Source organism: Pseudonocardia sp. DSM 110487, from assembly GCF_019468565.1.
In the GTDB taxonomy this organism is placed as follows: domain Bacteria; phylum Actinomycetota; class Actinomycetes; order Mycobacteriales; family Pseudonocardiaceae; genus Pseudonocardia.
In genome coordinates this window covers 6,960,838-6,976,820 of record NZ_CP080521.1, presented here as the reverse complement: position 1 = coordinate 6,976,820, position 15,983 = coordinate 6,960,838, and the positions used below count along the sequence as shown (strand labels likewise).

The window sequence follows — 15,983 nt, the reverse complement described above, 5'->3', positions numbered from 1 at the left end:
CACACATCCAGCCGGCACCTCACACAACGCCCGCCCTGTGTGAAGTGCGCACCCGGTGTGTGAAGTGGCGCGGGGCGCTTCGCCGACACGCCGCCGGGAGCTTGACCGCTCCGCCCGCGACGCGCACGGTCGGCGGATGCCCGAGCTCGCGCCCGGTCCGGCGACAGCGCTGGAGGCGTTCCTACAGCACCTCGCGTTGGAGCGGGGGCGCTCGGAGCACACCGTGCGGGCGTACCGCGGTGATCTGGTCGGTCTGCTCGAGGGCCTGGCCGGCCTCGACGCTCTCGACCTGGCGTGGCTGCGCCGATGGCTGGCGGTGGGGCACGAGGCGGGGCTCGGCCGGGCCACGCTCGCCCGGCGGGCTGCCGCAGCGCGCAGCTTCACCGCGTGGGCCCACCGCACCGCACGCATGCCCGTCGACCCGGGTGCGCGGCTCGCGTCACCGCGGCCGCGGCGAACCCTGCCCGCGGTCCCGACCGTCGAGCAGACGGGCGCCGTGCTCGATGCGGCCGGGAGCGGGGCCGCGGAGGAACACCCGATCGCCCTGCGCGACCTGCTCGTGCTGGAGCTGCTCTACGCCAGCGGGGTGCGGGTGGCGGAGCTGTGCGGGCTCGACCTCGACGACGTCGACCCGGGCCGGCGCGCCCTGCGCGTGATCGGCAAGGGCGACCGTGAACGCACGGTCGTCTACGGGGTGCCCGCCTCCGACGCGCTGCGACGCTGGCTCAGCGCCGGACGGCCGGCCCTGACACGCCCGGGATCGCCGCCCGCGCTCCTGCTCGGCGCGCGCGGCGGCCGGCTCGACCCGCGGGTCGCGCGACGTGTCGTCCACCAGGCCCTCGAGGCCGTACCCGGCGCGCCGGATGTTGGGCCGCATGGCCTCCGGCATGCCGCAGCCACCCACATGTTGCAAGGCGGCGCGGACCTCCGTTACGTACAGGAGTTGCTTGGTCACGCTAAGCTAGCGACCACTCAGCTCTATACGCAGGTCACGGTCGAGCGGCTGAAGGTGGTACATGAGCAGGCGCATCCGCGGGCATGACGTTCTCCCGGCCCCGTCTGCGCAGCTCAGAACGGTGTCCGGTGCGGTGGTCCACGCTCCCGTACTGCCGGTCGCGGTCTCGGCGTCGCCCGTTGAGGAGTTGTGGGCGGCGTATCTCGCCGAGCCCACGCGCGCGCTGCGTGACCAGCTCGTCGTGCACTACACGCCGCTGCTGCGAGCTGTGGCGCACCGGCTCGGGAGCGCATTGCCGTCCTACGTCGAGGTGGCCGATCTGGTGCAGTGCGGCGTGTTCGGCCTCATCGACGCGGTGGAGCGCTTCGATCCCGAGCGCAGCCCGCGGTTCGAGAGCTACGCGGTGGCGCGCATCCGTGGCGCGATCCTCGACGAGCTGCGAGCCCAGGATTGGGTGCCCCGGACCGTGCGCGGGCGCGTGCGCGAGCTGGAACGTGCGCAGGAGCGGCTGGAGGGCCGGCTCCAGCGAGCGGTCACCGACGCCGAGCTGGCCGAGGAGCTGGGCCTGCCGACGCACGAGGTGCGGACCTTCGGCAGGCAGGTGCAGCTGATCAGCGTCGAGGCCCTCGACGAGAGCAGCGGCGGGGTGTCGGAGCTCCTCGCCGACGACGGCGCACTCGACCCGATGGCCGTGGTGCAGGCCGCCGAGACGTTCCGGCAGCTCGCCGTCGCGGTGGCGCAGCTCGAGGAGCGCGACCGCGACGTCGTGCGCCTCTACTACCTGGAGAACCGCACGCTCGCCGAGATCGGGAGGCTCCTGGGGGTCACCGAGTCGCGGGTGTGCCAGCTGCACACGCGGCTGGTAGGCCGCCTGCGCGGCAGGCTGGAGGAGCTCGCGGCGGGCTGAGGGCCGGCTCCGCGCGCTCGTCGTGGTCCTCGCAGGGCCCGTGGGGCATGCGACGATCGCGTTCGGCGCGCGTTCCACGCGGCGGTCCCCGCGCCGCAACGATCCCGGCGGGCCACGGATCCGGCACCGGCAGCAGTCGCACCTCGGCCGGGCGCAGGAGCACCAGTGGATCCAGGTACTCCTGAAGCCCGCGGCGCACGCCCCAGTGCAGGCAGGCCGCAGCCGTGCAGCCCGGGTGCCCGGGCTCCAGCAGCCCGAGCACGTCGCCTGCCCGCACCACCGCGCCCGCTCGCACGGTGGGCCGCACCGGTTCGTACGTGGTGCGCAGGCCGTCGTCGTGGTCCACGGAGACGACGCTGCGGGCGCCGATCGGCCCGGCGAACACGACGGTGCCGGCGCGGGCCGCGAGCACGGATTGGCCGGCCGCGCCCACGAGGTCGACGCCACGGTGGCCGCGCCCGTACGGATGCGGCGGCGCCCGGAAGCGGGCGGCGATCACGGGGGCCGGCAGCAGAGGCCATGCGTACCGCGCCCCTGGCGCGGGGACGCCGGCGCCCGGAGGCGGTGCCGGCGCGAAGGGCGGCCAGCCGGGGGGAGCCGGCGCGGCAGCGGGTGGCGCCTGCCGCTCCGGCGGGGCCGGCAGACCGTCGGAAGGTGGCTCGGCGCGCACGGGTGGTCGGTCGGGTGGGATCGGGAGATCGTCGGGCGGCGGCGCAGGTGCAGCGGCCCCGGCCCGTCCGGGTGGGGCGGGCGTGGCGAAGCCGACCGGCCGGTCGCGCCGCGTCTCGGCCGCGGGCTCACCCGGAGCCGCGGCCGGGAGCGGCAGCACCGCCGCGGCGAGAGCGACTAGCACGAGGGGCGCCCATCTCGCGACGCCCCTCGTGGCCGGCCGTCGCGACGGCGACCGGCGGGCGATGCCGCCGATCGTGTGCTCTGCCAGCCTCGTTCGGTCCACGGGCTCAGCCTGGCGCGGAACGAGGGCGGCGCGGGGCGAGTCACCTTGGCTGTGGATGGTTCGGGGTCGAGGTGGACAACTCCGGGATGCGGCGTCGGGCCGGTTCGGCCCTCGGCGTACACTCAACCTGCATCTCGACGTCGTCGAGGTGACTTCGCGCGTGCGCGCACCCGTATCGAACGGGAGCGGTGGACGGGCGGTCCCGGGACCTCCCGGGTCCGGCCACCGGCGCCACGCTAGGGCGGTGCCGCCGACCGGCGCTCCGCGAAACCGCGCGCGTGGCCGTCCGGCGGTCGCGCCCCGACGAGAGGGTGAACACCGGCCATGGCCGTCGTCACCATGAAGCAGTTGCTGGATTCCGGCGTGCACTTCGGGCACCAGACCCGCCGCTGGAACCCGAAGATGAAGCGCTACATCCTCACCGAGCGCAACGGCATCTACATCATCGACCTGCAGCAGACCCTGTCGTACATCGACCGGGCCTACGAGTTCGTCCGCGAGACCGTCGCCCACGGCGGCACGATCATGTTCGTCGGCACGAAGAAGCAGGCGCAGGAGGCCATCGCCGACGAGGCGGGCCGGGTCAACATGCCGTATGTCAACCAGCGCTGGCTGGGCGGCATGCTCACGAACTTCCAGACCGTGCACAAGCGGCTGCAGCGCCTCAAGGAGCTGGAGTCGATGGAGCAGACGGGTGGCTTCGAGGGTCGCACCAAGAAGGAGATCCTCATGCTCACCCGCGAGAAGGACAAGCTCGAGAAGACCCTCGGCGGCATTCGCGACATGTCGAAGGTCCCGAGCGCGGTGTGGATCGTGGACACCAAGAAGGAGCACATCGCCGTCGGTGAGGCCCGCAAGCTGGGCATCCCGGTGGTCTCCATCCTGGACACCAACTGCGACCCCGACGAGGTCGACTTCCCGATCCCGGGCAACGACGACGCCATCCGTTCGGCGGCGCTGCTCACCAAGGTGATCGCGCGCGCCGCCGCCGACGGCCTCATGGCCCGCTCGCAGCGCACGCGCGGCGGCGACGGCGAGGACAAGCCGGAGGCCGGCGTCGCGACCGACGAGCCGTTGCCGGAGTGGGAGCAGACCCTGCTCGCCGAGGGCGCCGGGTCCGACGGCGCCAGCCTCACCGCCGCTGGTCAGAGCGCCGACGCGCCCAACCCGGCTGCCGAGGTCGCGCCGGCTTCCACCAGCAACGGCACCCAGCAGACCACCGCCGGCTGACGACCCGACACTCTTCGAAGAGAAACGGACGAATAAGGCACCATGGCGAACTACACCGCCGCCGACGTCAAGAAGCTCCGGGATCTGACCGGTTCCGGGATGATGGACTGCAAGAAGGCGCTCGAGGAGGCCGAGGGCGACTTCGACAAGGCCGTCGAGCTGCTCCGCATCAAGGGCGCCAAGGACGTGGGCAAGCGCGCCGGCCGCGAGACGGCCAACGGGCTGGTCGCGGCCGAGGGCGGCACGATGGTCGAGCTGAACTGCGAGACCGACTTCGTCGCCAAGAGCGATGACTTCCAGGTGCTCGCCGACAAGATCCTCCGCGTCGCGGTGGACCAGCAGCCGGCCGATCTCGACGCGCTGAAGAAGGCGCCGCTCGACGGTGGCACCGTCGACGACGCCGTGCAGGCGCTCTCTGCCCGTATCGGCGAGAAGCTCGAGATCAAGCGCTACATCCACGTCGACGGCCCGGTGGCGCTGTACCTGCACCGCCGCGCGTCGGACCTGCCGCCGGCCATCGGCGCGCTGGTGGCGTACGAGGGTGCGGGCGACGAGGCCGCCAAGAGCGTCGCGATGCACATCGCCGCGGCCCGGCCGCAGTACACCACCCGCGACCAGGTCCCGGGTGACGTGCTGGAGAACGAGCGCCGCATCGCCGAGGCCACCGCCCGCGAGGAGGGCAAGCCCGAGCAGGTGCTGCCGCGCATCGTCGAGGGCCGCATCAACGGCTTCTACAAGGACGTCGTGCTGCTGGAGCAGCCGTCGGTCCACGAGCCGAAGAAGACGGTGAAGGCGCTGCTCGACGAGGCAGGTGTCACCGTCCGCGAGTTCGCCCGGTTCGAGGTCGGCCAGGCCTGAGCCGGCCCACGGACGAAGGCGACGCGATGACCACTCCACGGAACGACTCCGACGGCCCGAGCGCCGGATATCGCCGCGTGCTGCTGAAGCTCGGCGGCGAGATGTTCGGCGGCGGGTCCGTCGGGGTCGATCCGGGGGTGGTCGAAACCGTCGCGCGCCAGATCGCCGAGGTCGTCACCACCGGCGCCCAGGTGGCGGTGGTGATCGGCGGCGGCAACTTCTTCCGCGGTGAGGAGCTGCAGCAGCGCGGCATGGACCGCGCCCGTGCCGACTACATCGGCATGCTCGGCACCGTCATGAACTGCCTCGCGCTGCAGGACTTCCTCGAGCGCGAGCACGGTATCGAAACCCGCGTCCAGACGGCCATCACGATGGGCCAGGTGGCGGAGGCGTACATCCCGCGCCGCGCGATCCGGCACCTCGAGAAGGGCCGGGTCGTGATCTTCGGGGCGGGCGTCGGCATGCCCTACTTCTCCACCGACACCGCTGGTGCCCAGCGTGCGCTGGAGATCGGGGCCGAGGTCGTGCTGCTGGCCAAGGGGGTCGACGGCGTCTACACGGCCGACCCGAAGCTCGACCCGGGCGCCAAGCTGTACGACGAGATCACCCACCGCGAGGTGCTCGAACAGGGGCTGAAGGTCGCGGATGCCACAGCCTTCAGCCTCTGCATGGACAACAAGATGCCGATCATCGTGTTCAACCTGCTCGTCGAGGGGAACATCGCACGAGCGGTGCGGGGTGAGAGGATCGGCACCCTGGTCAGCACCCAGGGGTTTGCGGAAGGCAGGGACACGCCGTGATCGACGAGACGCTCTTCGACGCCGAGGAGAAGATGGAGAAGGCCGTCACCGTCGCGAAGGACGACCTCGCCTCCGTACGCACCGGCCGGGCCAACGCGAACATGTTCTCGCGGGTGCTCGTCGACTACTACGGATCGATGACGCCGATCAACCAGCTCGCCTCGATCAACGTGCCCGAGGCGCGCATGGCGGTGATCAAGCCTTACGACGCCAGCCAGCTCAAGGCCATCGAGACCGCCATCCGCAACTCCGACCTCGGCCTCAACCCTGGCAACGACGGGCAGATCATCCGGGTGGTCATCCCCCAGCTGTCCGAGGAGCGGCGCCGCGAGATGGTGAAGATGGCCCGCGGCAAGGGTGAGGACGCGCGCGTCACGATCCGCAACATCCGCCGCAAGGCCATGGAGGAGCTGCACCGCATCGCGCGCGACGGCGAGGCGGGCGAGGACGAGGTCGGGCGCGCCGAGAAGGAGCTGCAGGGCACCACCGACAAGTACGTCCACCAGGTCGACGAACTGGTCAAGCACAAGGAAACCGAGCTGCTCGAAGTCTGACGGTGACCGCCTCCTCCCCACACACCACGGCGATGGTGCCTCCGGCCCGCCGGCCGTCGCGGGCCGGGCGTGATCTCGTCGCGGCCATCACCGTCGGCGTCGGCATGGGCGCCGTCATCCTGGCGTCGCTCGTGCTCGAGCGGCATTTCTTCATCGGGGTGCTGGCCGTCTCCACGGCCGTGGCCACATGGGAGCTCGGCGGGGCGCTGCGTCGCGGCGCCGGGATCGCGGTGCCGCTGCCGGTGCTGCTCGCCGGTGGGCAGGCGATGGTCTGGCTGTCGTGGCCGTTCGGGCTGCGCGGGCTCGCCGTCGCCTTCACCGGTACCGCGCTTGCGGTATTGCTCTGGCGGATGCGGGCAGGTTCGGAACATTACGTCCGAGACGTCACCGCAGGCCTGTTCACGGCCGCGTACGTACCGCTCTTCTGCTCGTTCGCGGTGCTGCTGGTCGTCGCGGACGACGGGCTCGCCCGCGTGCTCACGTTCCTGATCTGCGGGGTGGCCTCGGACGTCGGCGGCTACGCCACGGGCGTGCTATTGGGGCGCCATCCCATGGCTCCGACGATCAGCCCGAAGAAGTCGTGGGAAGGCTTCGCCGGGTCGCAGCTCTTCGGCATGGTCGCGGGCGCGCTGTGCGTGCACCTGATGCTGGGCGGGGCATGGTGGGCGGGCGCCCTCACGGGCGCGTTGCTGGTCGCGTGCGCCACCCTGGGCGACCTGATCGAGTCGATGGTCAAGCGGGACCTCGGCATCAAGGACATGGGCACCCTGCTGCCCGGCCACGGCGGCCTCCTGGACCGGATGGACTCCCTGCTGCCCACCGCGGTCGTCGCATGGGCGCTCCTGAGCATCGTCGTCCCGTGATCCGGGGGTTCCGTCGGCCCGACAAGGCGATCCCGAGCCCCAACATCTGGAACTGGCCCGAGGTCTACGAGCGGGAGAACCGCGCGCAGGACGCCGAGGGCGCGATCTGGACCGCGCTGCGGGAGACCGCGCCGTGGTCCGGTTCCGACGTGCTGGACGTCGGGTGCGGCGACGGGTTCCACCTGCCCGTCTTCGCCGCGGAGGCCGCGTCCGTCACGGGGGTGGAGCCGCATGCCGGCCTGGTGGAACGCGCGCGCGAGCGCATGGGCGGACGGGCCACCGTGCGTCGGGCGGGGGCGGCCGCGTTGCCGATCGCGGACGCCAGCATCGACCTGGTGCACGCCCGTACGGCGTACTTCTTCGGGCCCGGGTGCGAGCCAGGGCTGGCCGAGGCGCAGCGCGTGCTGCGGCCGGGCGGCGCGATCGCGATCGTCGACCTCGACGCCACCGTCGCGCCGTACGGCGACTGGATGCGCGCCGACCTGCCGCGCTACCGCTCGGACCGCGTCGAGGAGTTCTTCGAGCGCCACGGCTTCTCGATGCGCCGCATCATGACGACGTGGGGGTTCCCGGACAGGGAGACCCTCGAGGCTGTCCTGCGGATCGAGTTCTCCCGGGCGGTGGCGGAGCGGGCGATCGCCGCGACCACCGGCCTCGCGCTGCCCGTCGGCTACCGGTTGCACGTGCGGCGCAAGGAGGCGTTCCGGCCCTAGCCCCACCGGCATCGCCCTCAGCGGCGCAGGGCGGTCTCCCGCTCCAGCTGTGACAGTTTCTCGGGGTTCCGCACGGCGTAGAGGCCGCTGATGCGGCCATCGTCGATGCGCACCGCCATCACGGTGTCGATCTTGCCGTCGAGGCGGAGGATCAGTGCAGGGAAGCCGTTGACCTGTACCGGCTGCAGCGGCGCAGCGGCGGCGACCATGGCCAGCCGACTCGCGGCCAGCACGCGAGCCACCTCGTCGGCCCCCACCAGCGGCGACAGCGCGGCTTGCGCCACCCCGCCACCGTCACCCAGGAAGACGACATCCGGCGCGAGGATGTCGACCAGGCCCTGCAGATCGCCCGTTTCGACCGCCCGTTGGAACGCCTCGAGCGCGACTCGGGTTTCGGCCGGAGAAGCAGCCACCCGTGGTCGGCGCGCGGCGACGTGGGCCCGCGCCCGGTGGGCGATCTGGTGGACCGCGGCCGGTGTCTTGTCGACGGCCTCCGCGATCTCGTCGTACCCCAGGTCGAACACCTCGCGCAGCACGAACACCGCCCGCTCGGTCGGCGTCAGCGTCTCCAGCACCAGGAGCATCGCGATCGAGACGCTGTCGGCCAGTTCGACGTCCTCGGCGACGTCGGGCGCGGTGAGCAGCGGTTCGGGCAGCCAGGGGCCGACGTAGGACTCCTTGCGGCGGCCGAGCGTGCGCAGCCGGCTCAGCGCCTGCCGGGCGGTGATCCGGACGAGGTAGGCACGCCTGTTCTGCACGGTGTCGAGGTCGACGTCCACCCACCGCAGCCATGTCTCCTGCAGCACGTCCTCGGCGTCCGCGGCCGAGCCGAGCATCTCGTAGGCCACGGTGAACAGCAGGTTGCGGTGGGCGACGAACGTGTCTGTGGCGGGATCCACGCGTTCGTCCCCGCTCCCGCCGCACTCGTTGGGCATGGGTGGCTCCTGTCGCATCTGCACTGCTGCCCACAAGACGCCGGGCCCCGCCGTTCCCTGACACCGAAGGCCTGTGCCCTACGTCACGTGGCTGTGCTGTCAGAAAGATCGGGGGTGCCGGCATCTGGTGTTCGTTCAGCGCGGCGACGCGCAACACCACGAGTGAGGACGACGTCATGGAACCCCGTTTCAACCTGAACGACAACGAGCTCGGCGCCAAGATCGGCAAGCGGTTCGCCAACGTCAGCATGGCGATCATGCAGTCGCCCCTGCCGAAGTCCACGCTGGAGCTGGTGGAGCTGCGCGCCAGCCAGATCAACGGCTGCGGTTACTGCGTCGACGCCCACACCAAGGAGCTGGCGGCCGCCGGCGAACCCGCGGTCCGGATCAACCTGGTCGCCGCCTGGCGCGAGTCCACCGTGTTCACCGAGGCCGAGCAAGCCGCGCTGGCGCTGGCCGAGGAGGGCACCCGAACCGCCGATGCCCAGCACGGCGTGTCCGACGAGACCTGGGCCCAGGTACGCAAGCACTACGACGACGACCAGGTCGCCGCGCTCGTCTACGTGGTCGCCATGATCAACGCCGCCAACCGGCTCCTCGTGATCACGCGCACCAAGGGCGGTTCCTACGAGCCCGGCACGTTTGACGGCATGGCGAGCTGATCGGCAGGCGAATGCATGGCTCGGCTCGGAGGCATTCGCTCCGGGCCGGGTCGGGGCGTGTTCGGGCGCAGCAACGGCGAGCGGGAGCGCATGGTCGAACAGGCGCTCGTCGCCACCTCGGACTTGCGACGCGGTCACCCGGCCGCCGCTCGCTACGGCCAGAGCCCCTTCAGCGCCGTCCCGGCCCGGCCGCGCCGCGCGGAGCGCCGTCGCTACCGTGGATGCCATGCGTGCGACTCCGGTGCCTTACCTCGAGCCGATCGTCGGCGCGGCATGGTGGACGGTCGGTGCTGCGGCCCTCGACGCCGGAGTCGGCACCGTCGTGCTGGCCGCCGGGCTGGGTGTCACCGGCGTGCTCGTGATGGCCCTGCGGAGCAGGCACGGGTCGGGCGAGCCGTTGCCGCGCGGTGGTCGGGGACGGTTCCTGCGCCTGCTCGGCATCACCGCGGCGCTGATCGCCGTCGCCGCCACCGTGCTGGGGCAGTTGTCGTGGGGCGAGCTCACCGTGCCTGTGGCGGCGGCCGTGGTCGGCGTCGCGGCGCTGACGCTGTCCTCACAGCTGGACGAGCGGTCGCTGCTCGCGCTCGGGGGCGCTCTGATGGTGCTCGGGGCCGCGGGGGCGCTGTTCGCGCTCAGCTCGGCCGGTGAGCTGTACCCGCAGGGCATGGTCGGGCTGGTCGCAGGCGGCCTGTTCTGGCTGACGAGCGCGCACCGCACGGGCCTGCTGGCCGAGGCGCGGTACCGCGCACGGCGGTAGGTGCCCCTCCGCCGAGGGAGCGGATTCCGTCCGCGCCGGGAGGAGCGGGGGCGGCCTGGCACAATCGAGGGGTCATGACTGCCCTCCCCCTCGTCTTCGAGGCGCCCAAGCGCGCCCTGCCGCCGCGCCACCTCGCCGACCTCGACCCGGCCGACCGCCGGACCGCGGTCGGCGAGCTCGGCCTTCCCGGGTTCCGCGCCGACCAGCTCGCCCGCCACTACTTCGGCCGGTTCACCGCGGATGTCGACGCGATGACCGACCTGCCGGCGGCCGCCCGCGACACGCTGCGGGAGCTGCTTCCGCCGCTGGTCACGCCGGTGCTGGAGCAGGCGTGTGACGACGGCGCCACCCGCAAGACGCTCTGGAAGGGCCACGACGGCACGCGCGCCGAGTCGGTGCTGATGGGCTACCCGGACCGCGCCACCGTGTGCGTGTCCAGCCAGGCAGGCTGCGGGATGGCATGCCCCTTCTGCGCCACCGGCCAGGGCGGGCTGCAGCGCAACCTGTCCACAGGGGAGATCGTCGAGCAGGTGCGGCAGGCCGCCGCCGCGGCTCGGGACGGTGCGCTCGGCACCCCGATGCGGCTGTCCAACGTCGTGTTCATGGGGATGGGCGAGCCCCTTGCCAACTACAAGCGGGTGATCGCGGCCGTCCGCCGGATCACCGCGCCGTCCCCGGACGGGCTCGGGATCTCCGCGCGCGGCGTCACCGTCTCCACGGTGGGGCTCGTGCCTGCGATCGACAAGCTGACCGGGGAAGGGCTCCCGGTCACCCTCGCCGTGTCGCTGCACACCCCGGACGACGAGCTGCGCGACACGCTCGTGCCGGTCAACAACCGCTGGAAGGTCGCGGAGGTCCTCGACGCCGCGCGGCGCTACGCGCAGACCACCGGACGGCGGGTGTCGATCGAGTACGCGCTGATCCGCGACGTCAACGACCACGCGTGGCGCGCCGACCTGCTCGGGAAGCTGCTGCGCCAGCAGGTCGGGCACGCGCGGGTGCACGTCAACCTCATCCCGCTCAACCCCACACCGGGCAGCAAGTGGGACGCCTCGCCGCGGCGGGTGCAGGACGAGTTCGTGGCGCGGGTGCAGGCCGCCGGCATCGCGTGCACGGTGCGCGACACGCGCGGCAGGGAGATCGCCGCCGCGTGCGGTCAGCTCGCCGCCCAGGCCGAGTAACGAGATCGTCTGCGATGATCCCTCGATGGGGGGAGTGCATCGGCTGTTCGAGGATCGGGTCCGGGAGACACCGGACGCGGTGGCGATCGCCACCGAGGACGCCCCGATCACGTACGCGGAGCTGGACCGGCGGGCCAACGGGCTCGCCCGGCGGTTGCTGGCGGCGGGGCTCCGCACGGGCGAGACCGCCGCGGTGGTGGGCGACCGGCGCGCCGACGTCGTGGTCGCGATCCTCGCCGCGCTCAAGGCGGGCGGGGCATACGCGGTGATCGACCCGGACCAGCCGATGGGCGAGCTCGGCCGCCTCCTCGCCGCGGGCCGCGCCCGAGTCGTCGTCACGAACGGGAATCTGGTCCCGCGCGTCGACGACGGCACCGGCCGGCCGGTCGTCGGCGTGGACGCGGTGGGTGCCGACTCGGCGGATCCGCCGGACGCCCCGGTGGGGTCGCGGGCGGCGGTGCTCTTCACCTCCGGCGCCACCGGCCCGCGCCGGCCGGTTGAGGTCGGCCACGCCCGGCTGCGCGCCGCGTACGCCGCATGGGCCGAGGTGTTCGAGCTCGGCCCGGCCGACCGGCACCTGGTCACCGCCGCGCCGGACGTCCCGGCCTTCACCGGCGGCTGGTTCAGGGCGCTGTGCTCGGGAGGCACGCTGGTGCTGCCCGGCCGGCGGCGGGCAGGGACGACGGTGCTCGACACCGAGCCCGCGACCGTCGACGCCGTGCTGGACGAGTACCCGACGGACTCGCTCCGCCTGGTGGCGGTCGGCGGCGAGCGGCTCACGGTCGCGGACCAGGATCGGTTGCGGCGCAGGCTTCCCCCGGATGCGCGGGTGCTCAACGTCTACGGAACCGCCGAGGTCGCAGGCTGCGGAACGTGGTTCGAGGCCGACCAGTCGGCGAGCCAGGAGCAGGCCCCGGAGCGGATCTCGCTGCTGGGCCGCCCGTTCCCCGGCTGCGCCGTCGCGCTCGCCGAGGGGGAGATCATGTTGACGCCCCCGGACGGCGGCTACTCCGTACCCACGGGCGACCTCGGGCAGCTGCGGGACGACGGGTTGCTGGAGTTCCGCGGCCGCCAGGCGAATCGGACGACCGTGCGCGGCCGCACCGTGGACCCGTACGAGGCGGAGGCCGTGCTGGCCGCGCAGCCGGAGATCCGCGACGCGGTGATCGGGTCCGCGGAGGGCGAGCTCGTCGCCTACGTCGTGCCACGGGGCGAGGACCCGGTGCGCCTGGCCGCGGTCCGCGACCACCTGCACGGGGTGGTACCCGAGCCGGACGTCCCGGACCGGGTCGTGAACCTGGCGGCGTTCCCTCGGGACCGGGCCGGGCGGGTGGCCCGTCGCCTGCTTCCGCTGCCGCCGTCGGCCGCCACGCCGCGCCGGAGCGGGAAGGGAGGCGGGCAGATGACGAGTGCGGACTGGTCGTTCGCGTGGCGGGGGTTCCTGACCTTCGTGTCGCTGCCGGCCGCGATCGTGCTCACCGCTGTCTTCTGGCCCGGCTCCACCGATCTGACCGCGGTGCCCCAGCCGTGGGCCACGCTCTTCGGCGGCCTGTACATCGTCGAAATCCTGGCGTTCGCCGTCGGGGTGGGCTTCCTGCTCTTCGGGCGGCAGCCGATGCTGCGCCAGGGCCGCTCGCCGGTGCTGACCACGCTGGCTCACCTGGGATCGTCTGGCTGCTGGTGTCGTGGTGGCCGCAGGACAACTCCTACCGCCTCGCGGCGAAGAACGACTGGCCCCAGCAGGCGGCGCTCGTCTATACCTTCAACGTGACGTTGATGATCGCGGCGGCCATCGTCATGATCTACGTGACGCGGCGGAGCCGTCCGGCGCGCTGAACATCCCTCCGACGTCGAGGGCCGCGGCGCGGATCAGAGCCTCGGCCGCGTCGAGCCCGTCGAGGGTGTGCGCCGCCAGCGCAATCCCCAGGTACGGCCCCGGTTCGTAGGCGGCCGTCGGGATCGAGGGCACCAGCACGGCGCCGATCTCGGCGCACTGCCGGCAGAGCCTGCGCAGGAGCGCGACCAGCTCCTCGTCGGGCAGGCGAGCGCCGAGCGGCACCTGGTCGACCGTCCGGACGACGTGGTCCCCGCCTCGGATCCCGTCCAGCCGAGCCTTGATCGTGAATGCGACGGCAGGGCCGGTGAGGCGGAGGTTGATCTCGGTGGGGGCGAGCCTGCCGCCCGCGTCGGTCACAAAATCGACGTCGAACCAGCCCCGGTAGCCGGTGGCCGCCACCTCCAGGCCGACGGCGTGCCCGAACCGCGCGGCCGTCTCCGCGAGCGGATCGGGTACGACGCCGGGGCCGACCGTTGCGCCCCGGTAGGCGGTGCCCTGGACGTCCATCACGGCGACACCGACGTCGTGCACCTCGCCCGCGGCCCCGATGACGCCGTCGTAGGTGACGTCCCGGGGTGAGCCTCCGCCCACGGCCTCCTCGAGCAGCAACGGCCCCCGCGGGAGCCGGACCCCGTGGCCGTTGACGAGCCAGGTTCCGGACCCGCCCGCCCCGTGCTCGGTCTTGACGATCGTGGCCTGGCCCCGGCGCGCCCTTGCCCGCACCGAACGCGCCGCCGCCCACCGGTTCGGGACCGGCCATTGCTCCGGCACCGCGATCCCGGGATGGCCCGGCGCGAGCCGAACGAACAGCTCGTGGGCGGCCTTCTTGGACTCGTGGCGCAGCGCCGTCGGGGGCAGCTCCTCGCCGGTGAGCAGGCCGAACGCCCGCGTGCGGCCCCACGGCAGCAGGGGAAGGCCGCCGTCGCGCAGGTGCGCGGCGAGCGCAGGCCGGGCCAGTACCGCCGCGGTCAGGCCGGCCGGGTCGTCGAGCCCGTCGAAGACCTCGACCGGGTCCCACGCCAGCTGCCGCGCGGCCAGCTCGATCCAGGCGCGGGGTACGGGCCTCGGGAGCACGAGAATCGCGGGATGCGGGCTCGCGAACGCCGCCAGGCACGCGTAGTGGGAGCTCGCGCGGCGGGCGTCGGCGGGAACGTCGCCCCACTGCGCCTGGTACTCGGTGACGTTGCCGAGGTGGATCGCCCGGCGCCCGCCCGTCCACGCCCGGAGCCAGCCGTCACGGGCGGGTGGCAGGGCCACCTCCAGCAGCGGCAGTTCGCGCCCCGGCACCGAACCGGACGGTCCGGTACCGGCCGGCCGGGCGCCCATGGCGCGGTAGAAGGGCTCGGCGTTCGGATCCGCCTCGATCCTCAACCCGGTGAAACCCAGCTCGCGGGCCGTCGCCAGTACGTGGTGGTACAGCGCGCGGCCGACGCCGTAGCCGATCGCCTGCGGGTCCACGAAGAGCAGGCCCAGCTCGCCGGCCGGGGCGGAGCCCACCAGCGAGGCGACGCCCCGTACCCCGTGCCCGTCCTCGGCGACGACGACCCGCTTCGCCGCGACGTCGCCCGGGTCGATCGTGAGCTCGTCGCGGCACGCGGCCATGAACTCCTCGTCGTAACCCCAGTACGCCTTCGAGCGCAGTACCAGCGCGGTCAGATGCGCCGCCTCGTCGGCCCTGGCCGGCCGGATCCGCAGCTCAGCCTCCGGTGAGCACGTCGGCGAGATCGAACTTGACCGGGCGTTCCAGCTGCTCGTACGTGCACGACTCCGGCTCGCGGTCGGGGCGCCAGCGCACGAACTGCGCGGTGTGGCGGAACCGGTCGCCCTCCATGTAGTCGTAGCGGACCTCGACCACGCGCTCGGGGCGCAGCGGCACGAACGACAGGTCCTTGCCCGCGTTCCAGCGGCTGGTCTCGTTCTTGCGCGGGGTGCGCTCGCCCTGCTCGTGCGCCGCCCAGTTCCACGGGTGGTTCTCGAACGTGGTGATGAGCGGCTGCATCTCGGTGAACAGCGACCGGCGGGTGGCCATCGGGAACGCCCCGACCACGCCGATGGAGTTGAGCACGCCGCGGTCGTCGTAGAGGCCGAGCAACAGCGACCCGAGCGCATCGGGCCCGGACTTGTGCACCCGGTAGCCGGCCACAACGCAGTCGGCGGTGCGCTCGTGCTTGATCTTGCTCATCACCCGCTTGTCGGGCTGGTAGGGCAGGTCGAGCTTCTTCGCGATCAGCCCGTCGAGCCCGGCGCCCTCGAACTGCTCGAACCACTGCCGAGCGACGTCGAGGTCGCGCGTGACCGGGGTGAGGTGGATCGGCGGCGCAGCGTCGGCGAACGCATCCTCCAGCAGCGCACGGCGTTCGGCGAACGGGCGTTCGGTGAGGTCGTCGTCGCCCAGCGCGAGCAGGTCGAACGCGATGAAGCTCGCCGGTGTCTGCTGGGCCAGCAGGTTGACCCGGCTCGCGGCCGGGTGGATGCGCTGCTGGAGTGCCTCGAAGTCGAGGGTGTTGCGGGCGGTGTCGGCCACCACGATCTCCCCGTCGACGACCGCCCGATCGGGGAAGTTGGCCTTGATGGCGGCGACGACCTCGGGGAAGTAGCGGGTCATCGGCCGCTCGTTGCGGCTGCCGATCTCCACGTCGTCGCCGTCGCGGAAGATGATCGAGCGGAACCCGTCCCACTTGGGTTCGTACATCTGACCAGCGGGGATGTCGCCGATCGGCTTGGCCAGCATCGGCGCGACGGGCGGCATGACCGGGAGCTTCACGGGGCCAGTCTG

The 15,983-nt window shown here is 72.6% G+C and carries 16 protein-coding genes; 12 read left to right on the top strand and 4 right to left on the bottom strand.

Features of this window, described 5'->3' with window-relative positions; genetic code table 11:
* Positions 1 to 136: 136 nt before the first annotated feature.
* Both K1T35_RS32630 and K1T35_RS32625 read left to right on the top strand, forming a co-directional pair.
* Positions 137 to 1,042, top strand: a complete 906-nt coding sequence (locus K1T35_RS32630; protein WP_220255611.1) for a tyrosine recombinase XerC — start codon at positions 137 to 139, stop codon at positions 1,040 to 1,042.
* The gene (locus K1T35_RS32625) at positions 1,017 to 1,862 is read left to right on the top strand and encodes a FliA/WhiG family RNA polymerase sigma factor (protein WP_220255610.1); all 846 of its coding nucleotides are present in this window, start codon (positions 1,017 to 1,019) and stop codon (positions 1,860 to 1,862) included. The genes K1T35_RS32630 and K1T35_RS32625 overlap by 26 nt, the downstream gene beginning before the upstream one ends.
* Here K1T35_RS32625 and K1T35_RS32620 read toward each other — a convergent pair.
* Positions 1,780 to 2,817: a M23 family metallopeptidase gene (locus K1T35_RS32620; RefSeq protein WP_255621004.1), complete on the bottom strand. Its 1,038-nt coding sequence runs from the start codon at positions 2,815 to 2,817 to the stop codon at positions 1,780 to 1,782. The two genes, K1T35_RS32625 and K1T35_RS32620, sit on opposite strands and share 83 nt — an antisense overlap.
* A 324-nt stretch (positions 2,818 to 3,141) precedes the next feature.
* Here K1T35_RS32620 and rpsB point away from each other — a divergent pair, with 324 nt between their 5' ends.
* From rpsB to K1T35_RS32590, 6 genes are read left to right on the top strand one after another with little or no spacing between them, the layout of a single operon-like run.
* Positions 3,142 to 4,047: a 30S ribosomal protein S2 gene (gene rpsB / locus K1T35_RS32615; RefSeq protein WP_220255609.1), complete on the top strand. Its 906-nt coding sequence runs from the start codon at positions 3,142 to 3,144 to the stop codon at positions 4,045 to 4,047.
* Between the two features lie 42 nt (positions 4,048 to 4,089).
* Entirely contained in the window at positions 4,090 to 4,905 is an 816-nt protein-coding gene (gene tsf / locus K1T35_RS32610; RefSeq protein WP_220255608.1) for a translation elongation factor Ts, read from the top strand.
* A gap of 26 nt (positions 4,906 to 4,931) precedes the next feature.
* Complete coding sequence (gene pyrH, locus K1T35_RS32605; RefSeq protein WP_220255607.1) at positions 4,932 to 5,705, top strand: UMP kinase; 774 nt, start codon at positions 4,932 to 4,934, stop codon at positions 5,703 to 5,705.
* Positions 5,702 to 6,259, top strand: coding sequence for a ribosome recycling factor (gene frr / locus K1T35_RS32600; RefSeq protein ID WP_220255606.1), 558 nt, complete (start codon positions 5,702 to 5,704; stop codon positions 6,257 to 6,259). The genes pyrH and frr overlap by 4 nt, the downstream gene beginning before the upstream one ends.
* A gap of 32 nt (positions 6,260 to 6,291) precedes the next feature.
* Positions 6,292 to 7,122: a phosphatidate cytidylyltransferase gene (locus tag K1T35_RS32595; RefSeq protein WP_220263000.1), complete on the top strand. Its 831-nt coding sequence runs from the start codon at positions 6,292 to 6,294 to the stop codon at positions 7,120 to 7,122.
* Complete coding sequence (locus K1T35_RS32590; protein ID WP_220262999.1) at positions 7,122 to 7,835, top strand: class I SAM-dependent methyltransferase; 714 nt, start codon at positions 7,122 to 7,124, stop codon at positions 7,833 to 7,835. Before K1T35_RS32595 ends, K1T35_RS32590 begins: the two co-directional genes overlap by 1 nt.
* A 17-nt stretch (positions 7,836 to 7,852) precedes the next feature.
* On the opposite strand, the gene K1T35_RS32585 is transcribed toward K1T35_RS32590, so the two are convergent.
* Positions 7,853 to 8,770, bottom strand: a complete 918-nt coding sequence (locus K1T35_RS32585; RefSeq protein WP_255621003.1) for an RNA polymerase sigma-70 factor — start codon at positions 8,768 to 8,770, stop codon at positions 7,853 to 7,855.
* A gap of 176 nt (positions 8,771 to 8,946) precedes the next feature.
* Between K1T35_RS32585 and K1T35_RS32580 the strand changes: the two genes are divergently transcribed.
* The 4 genes from K1T35_RS32580 to K1T35_RS32565 all read left to right on the top strand — a co-directional run bounded on the left by K1T35_RS32580 (position 8,947) and on the right by K1T35_RS32565 (position 13,141).
* Entirely contained in the window at positions 8,947 to 9,432 is a 486-nt protein-coding gene (locus tag K1T35_RS32580; RefSeq protein WP_220255604.1) for a carboxymuconolactone decarboxylase family protein, read from the top strand.
* Between the two features lie 226 nt (positions 9,433 to 9,658).
* A complete protein-coding gene (locus K1T35_RS32575; protein WP_220255603.1) occupies positions 9,659 to 10,189 on the top strand; it encodes a hypothetical protein in 531 nt (176 codons plus the stop codon).
* Positions 10,190 to 10,263: 74 nt separating this feature from the next.
* Complete coding sequence (rlmN, locus tag K1T35_RS32570; RefSeq protein ID WP_220255602.1) at positions 10,264 to 11,370, top strand: 23S rRNA (adenine(2503)-C(2))-methyltransferase RlmN; 1,107 nt, start codon at positions 10,264 to 10,266, stop codon at positions 11,368 to 11,370.
* 25 nt (positions 11,371 to 11,395) lie between these two features.
* Positions 11,396 to 13,141, top strand: coding sequence for an AMP-binding protein (locus K1T35_RS32565; RefSeq protein WP_220255601.1), 1,746 nt, complete (start codon positions 11,396 to 11,398; stop codon positions 13,139 to 13,141).
* Between the two features lie 24 nt (positions 13,142 to 13,165).
* Here K1T35_RS32565 and K1T35_RS32560 read toward each other — a convergent pair whose 3' ends face one another.
* On the bottom strand, positions 13,166 to 14,809 hold the full coding sequence (locus K1T35_RS32560) for a GNAT family N-acetyltransferase (RefSeq protein ID WP_255621002.1): 1,644 nt from the start codon (positions 14,807 to 14,809) through the stop codon (positions 13,166 to 13,168).
* Between the two features lie 94 nt (positions 14,810 to 14,903).
* Entirely contained in the window at positions 14,904 to 15,971 is a 1,068-nt protein-coding gene (locus K1T35_RS32555) for an ATP-dependent DNA ligase (RefSeq protein WP_220255600.1), read from the bottom strand.
* Positions 15,972 to 15,983 lie beyond the last annotated feature (12 nt).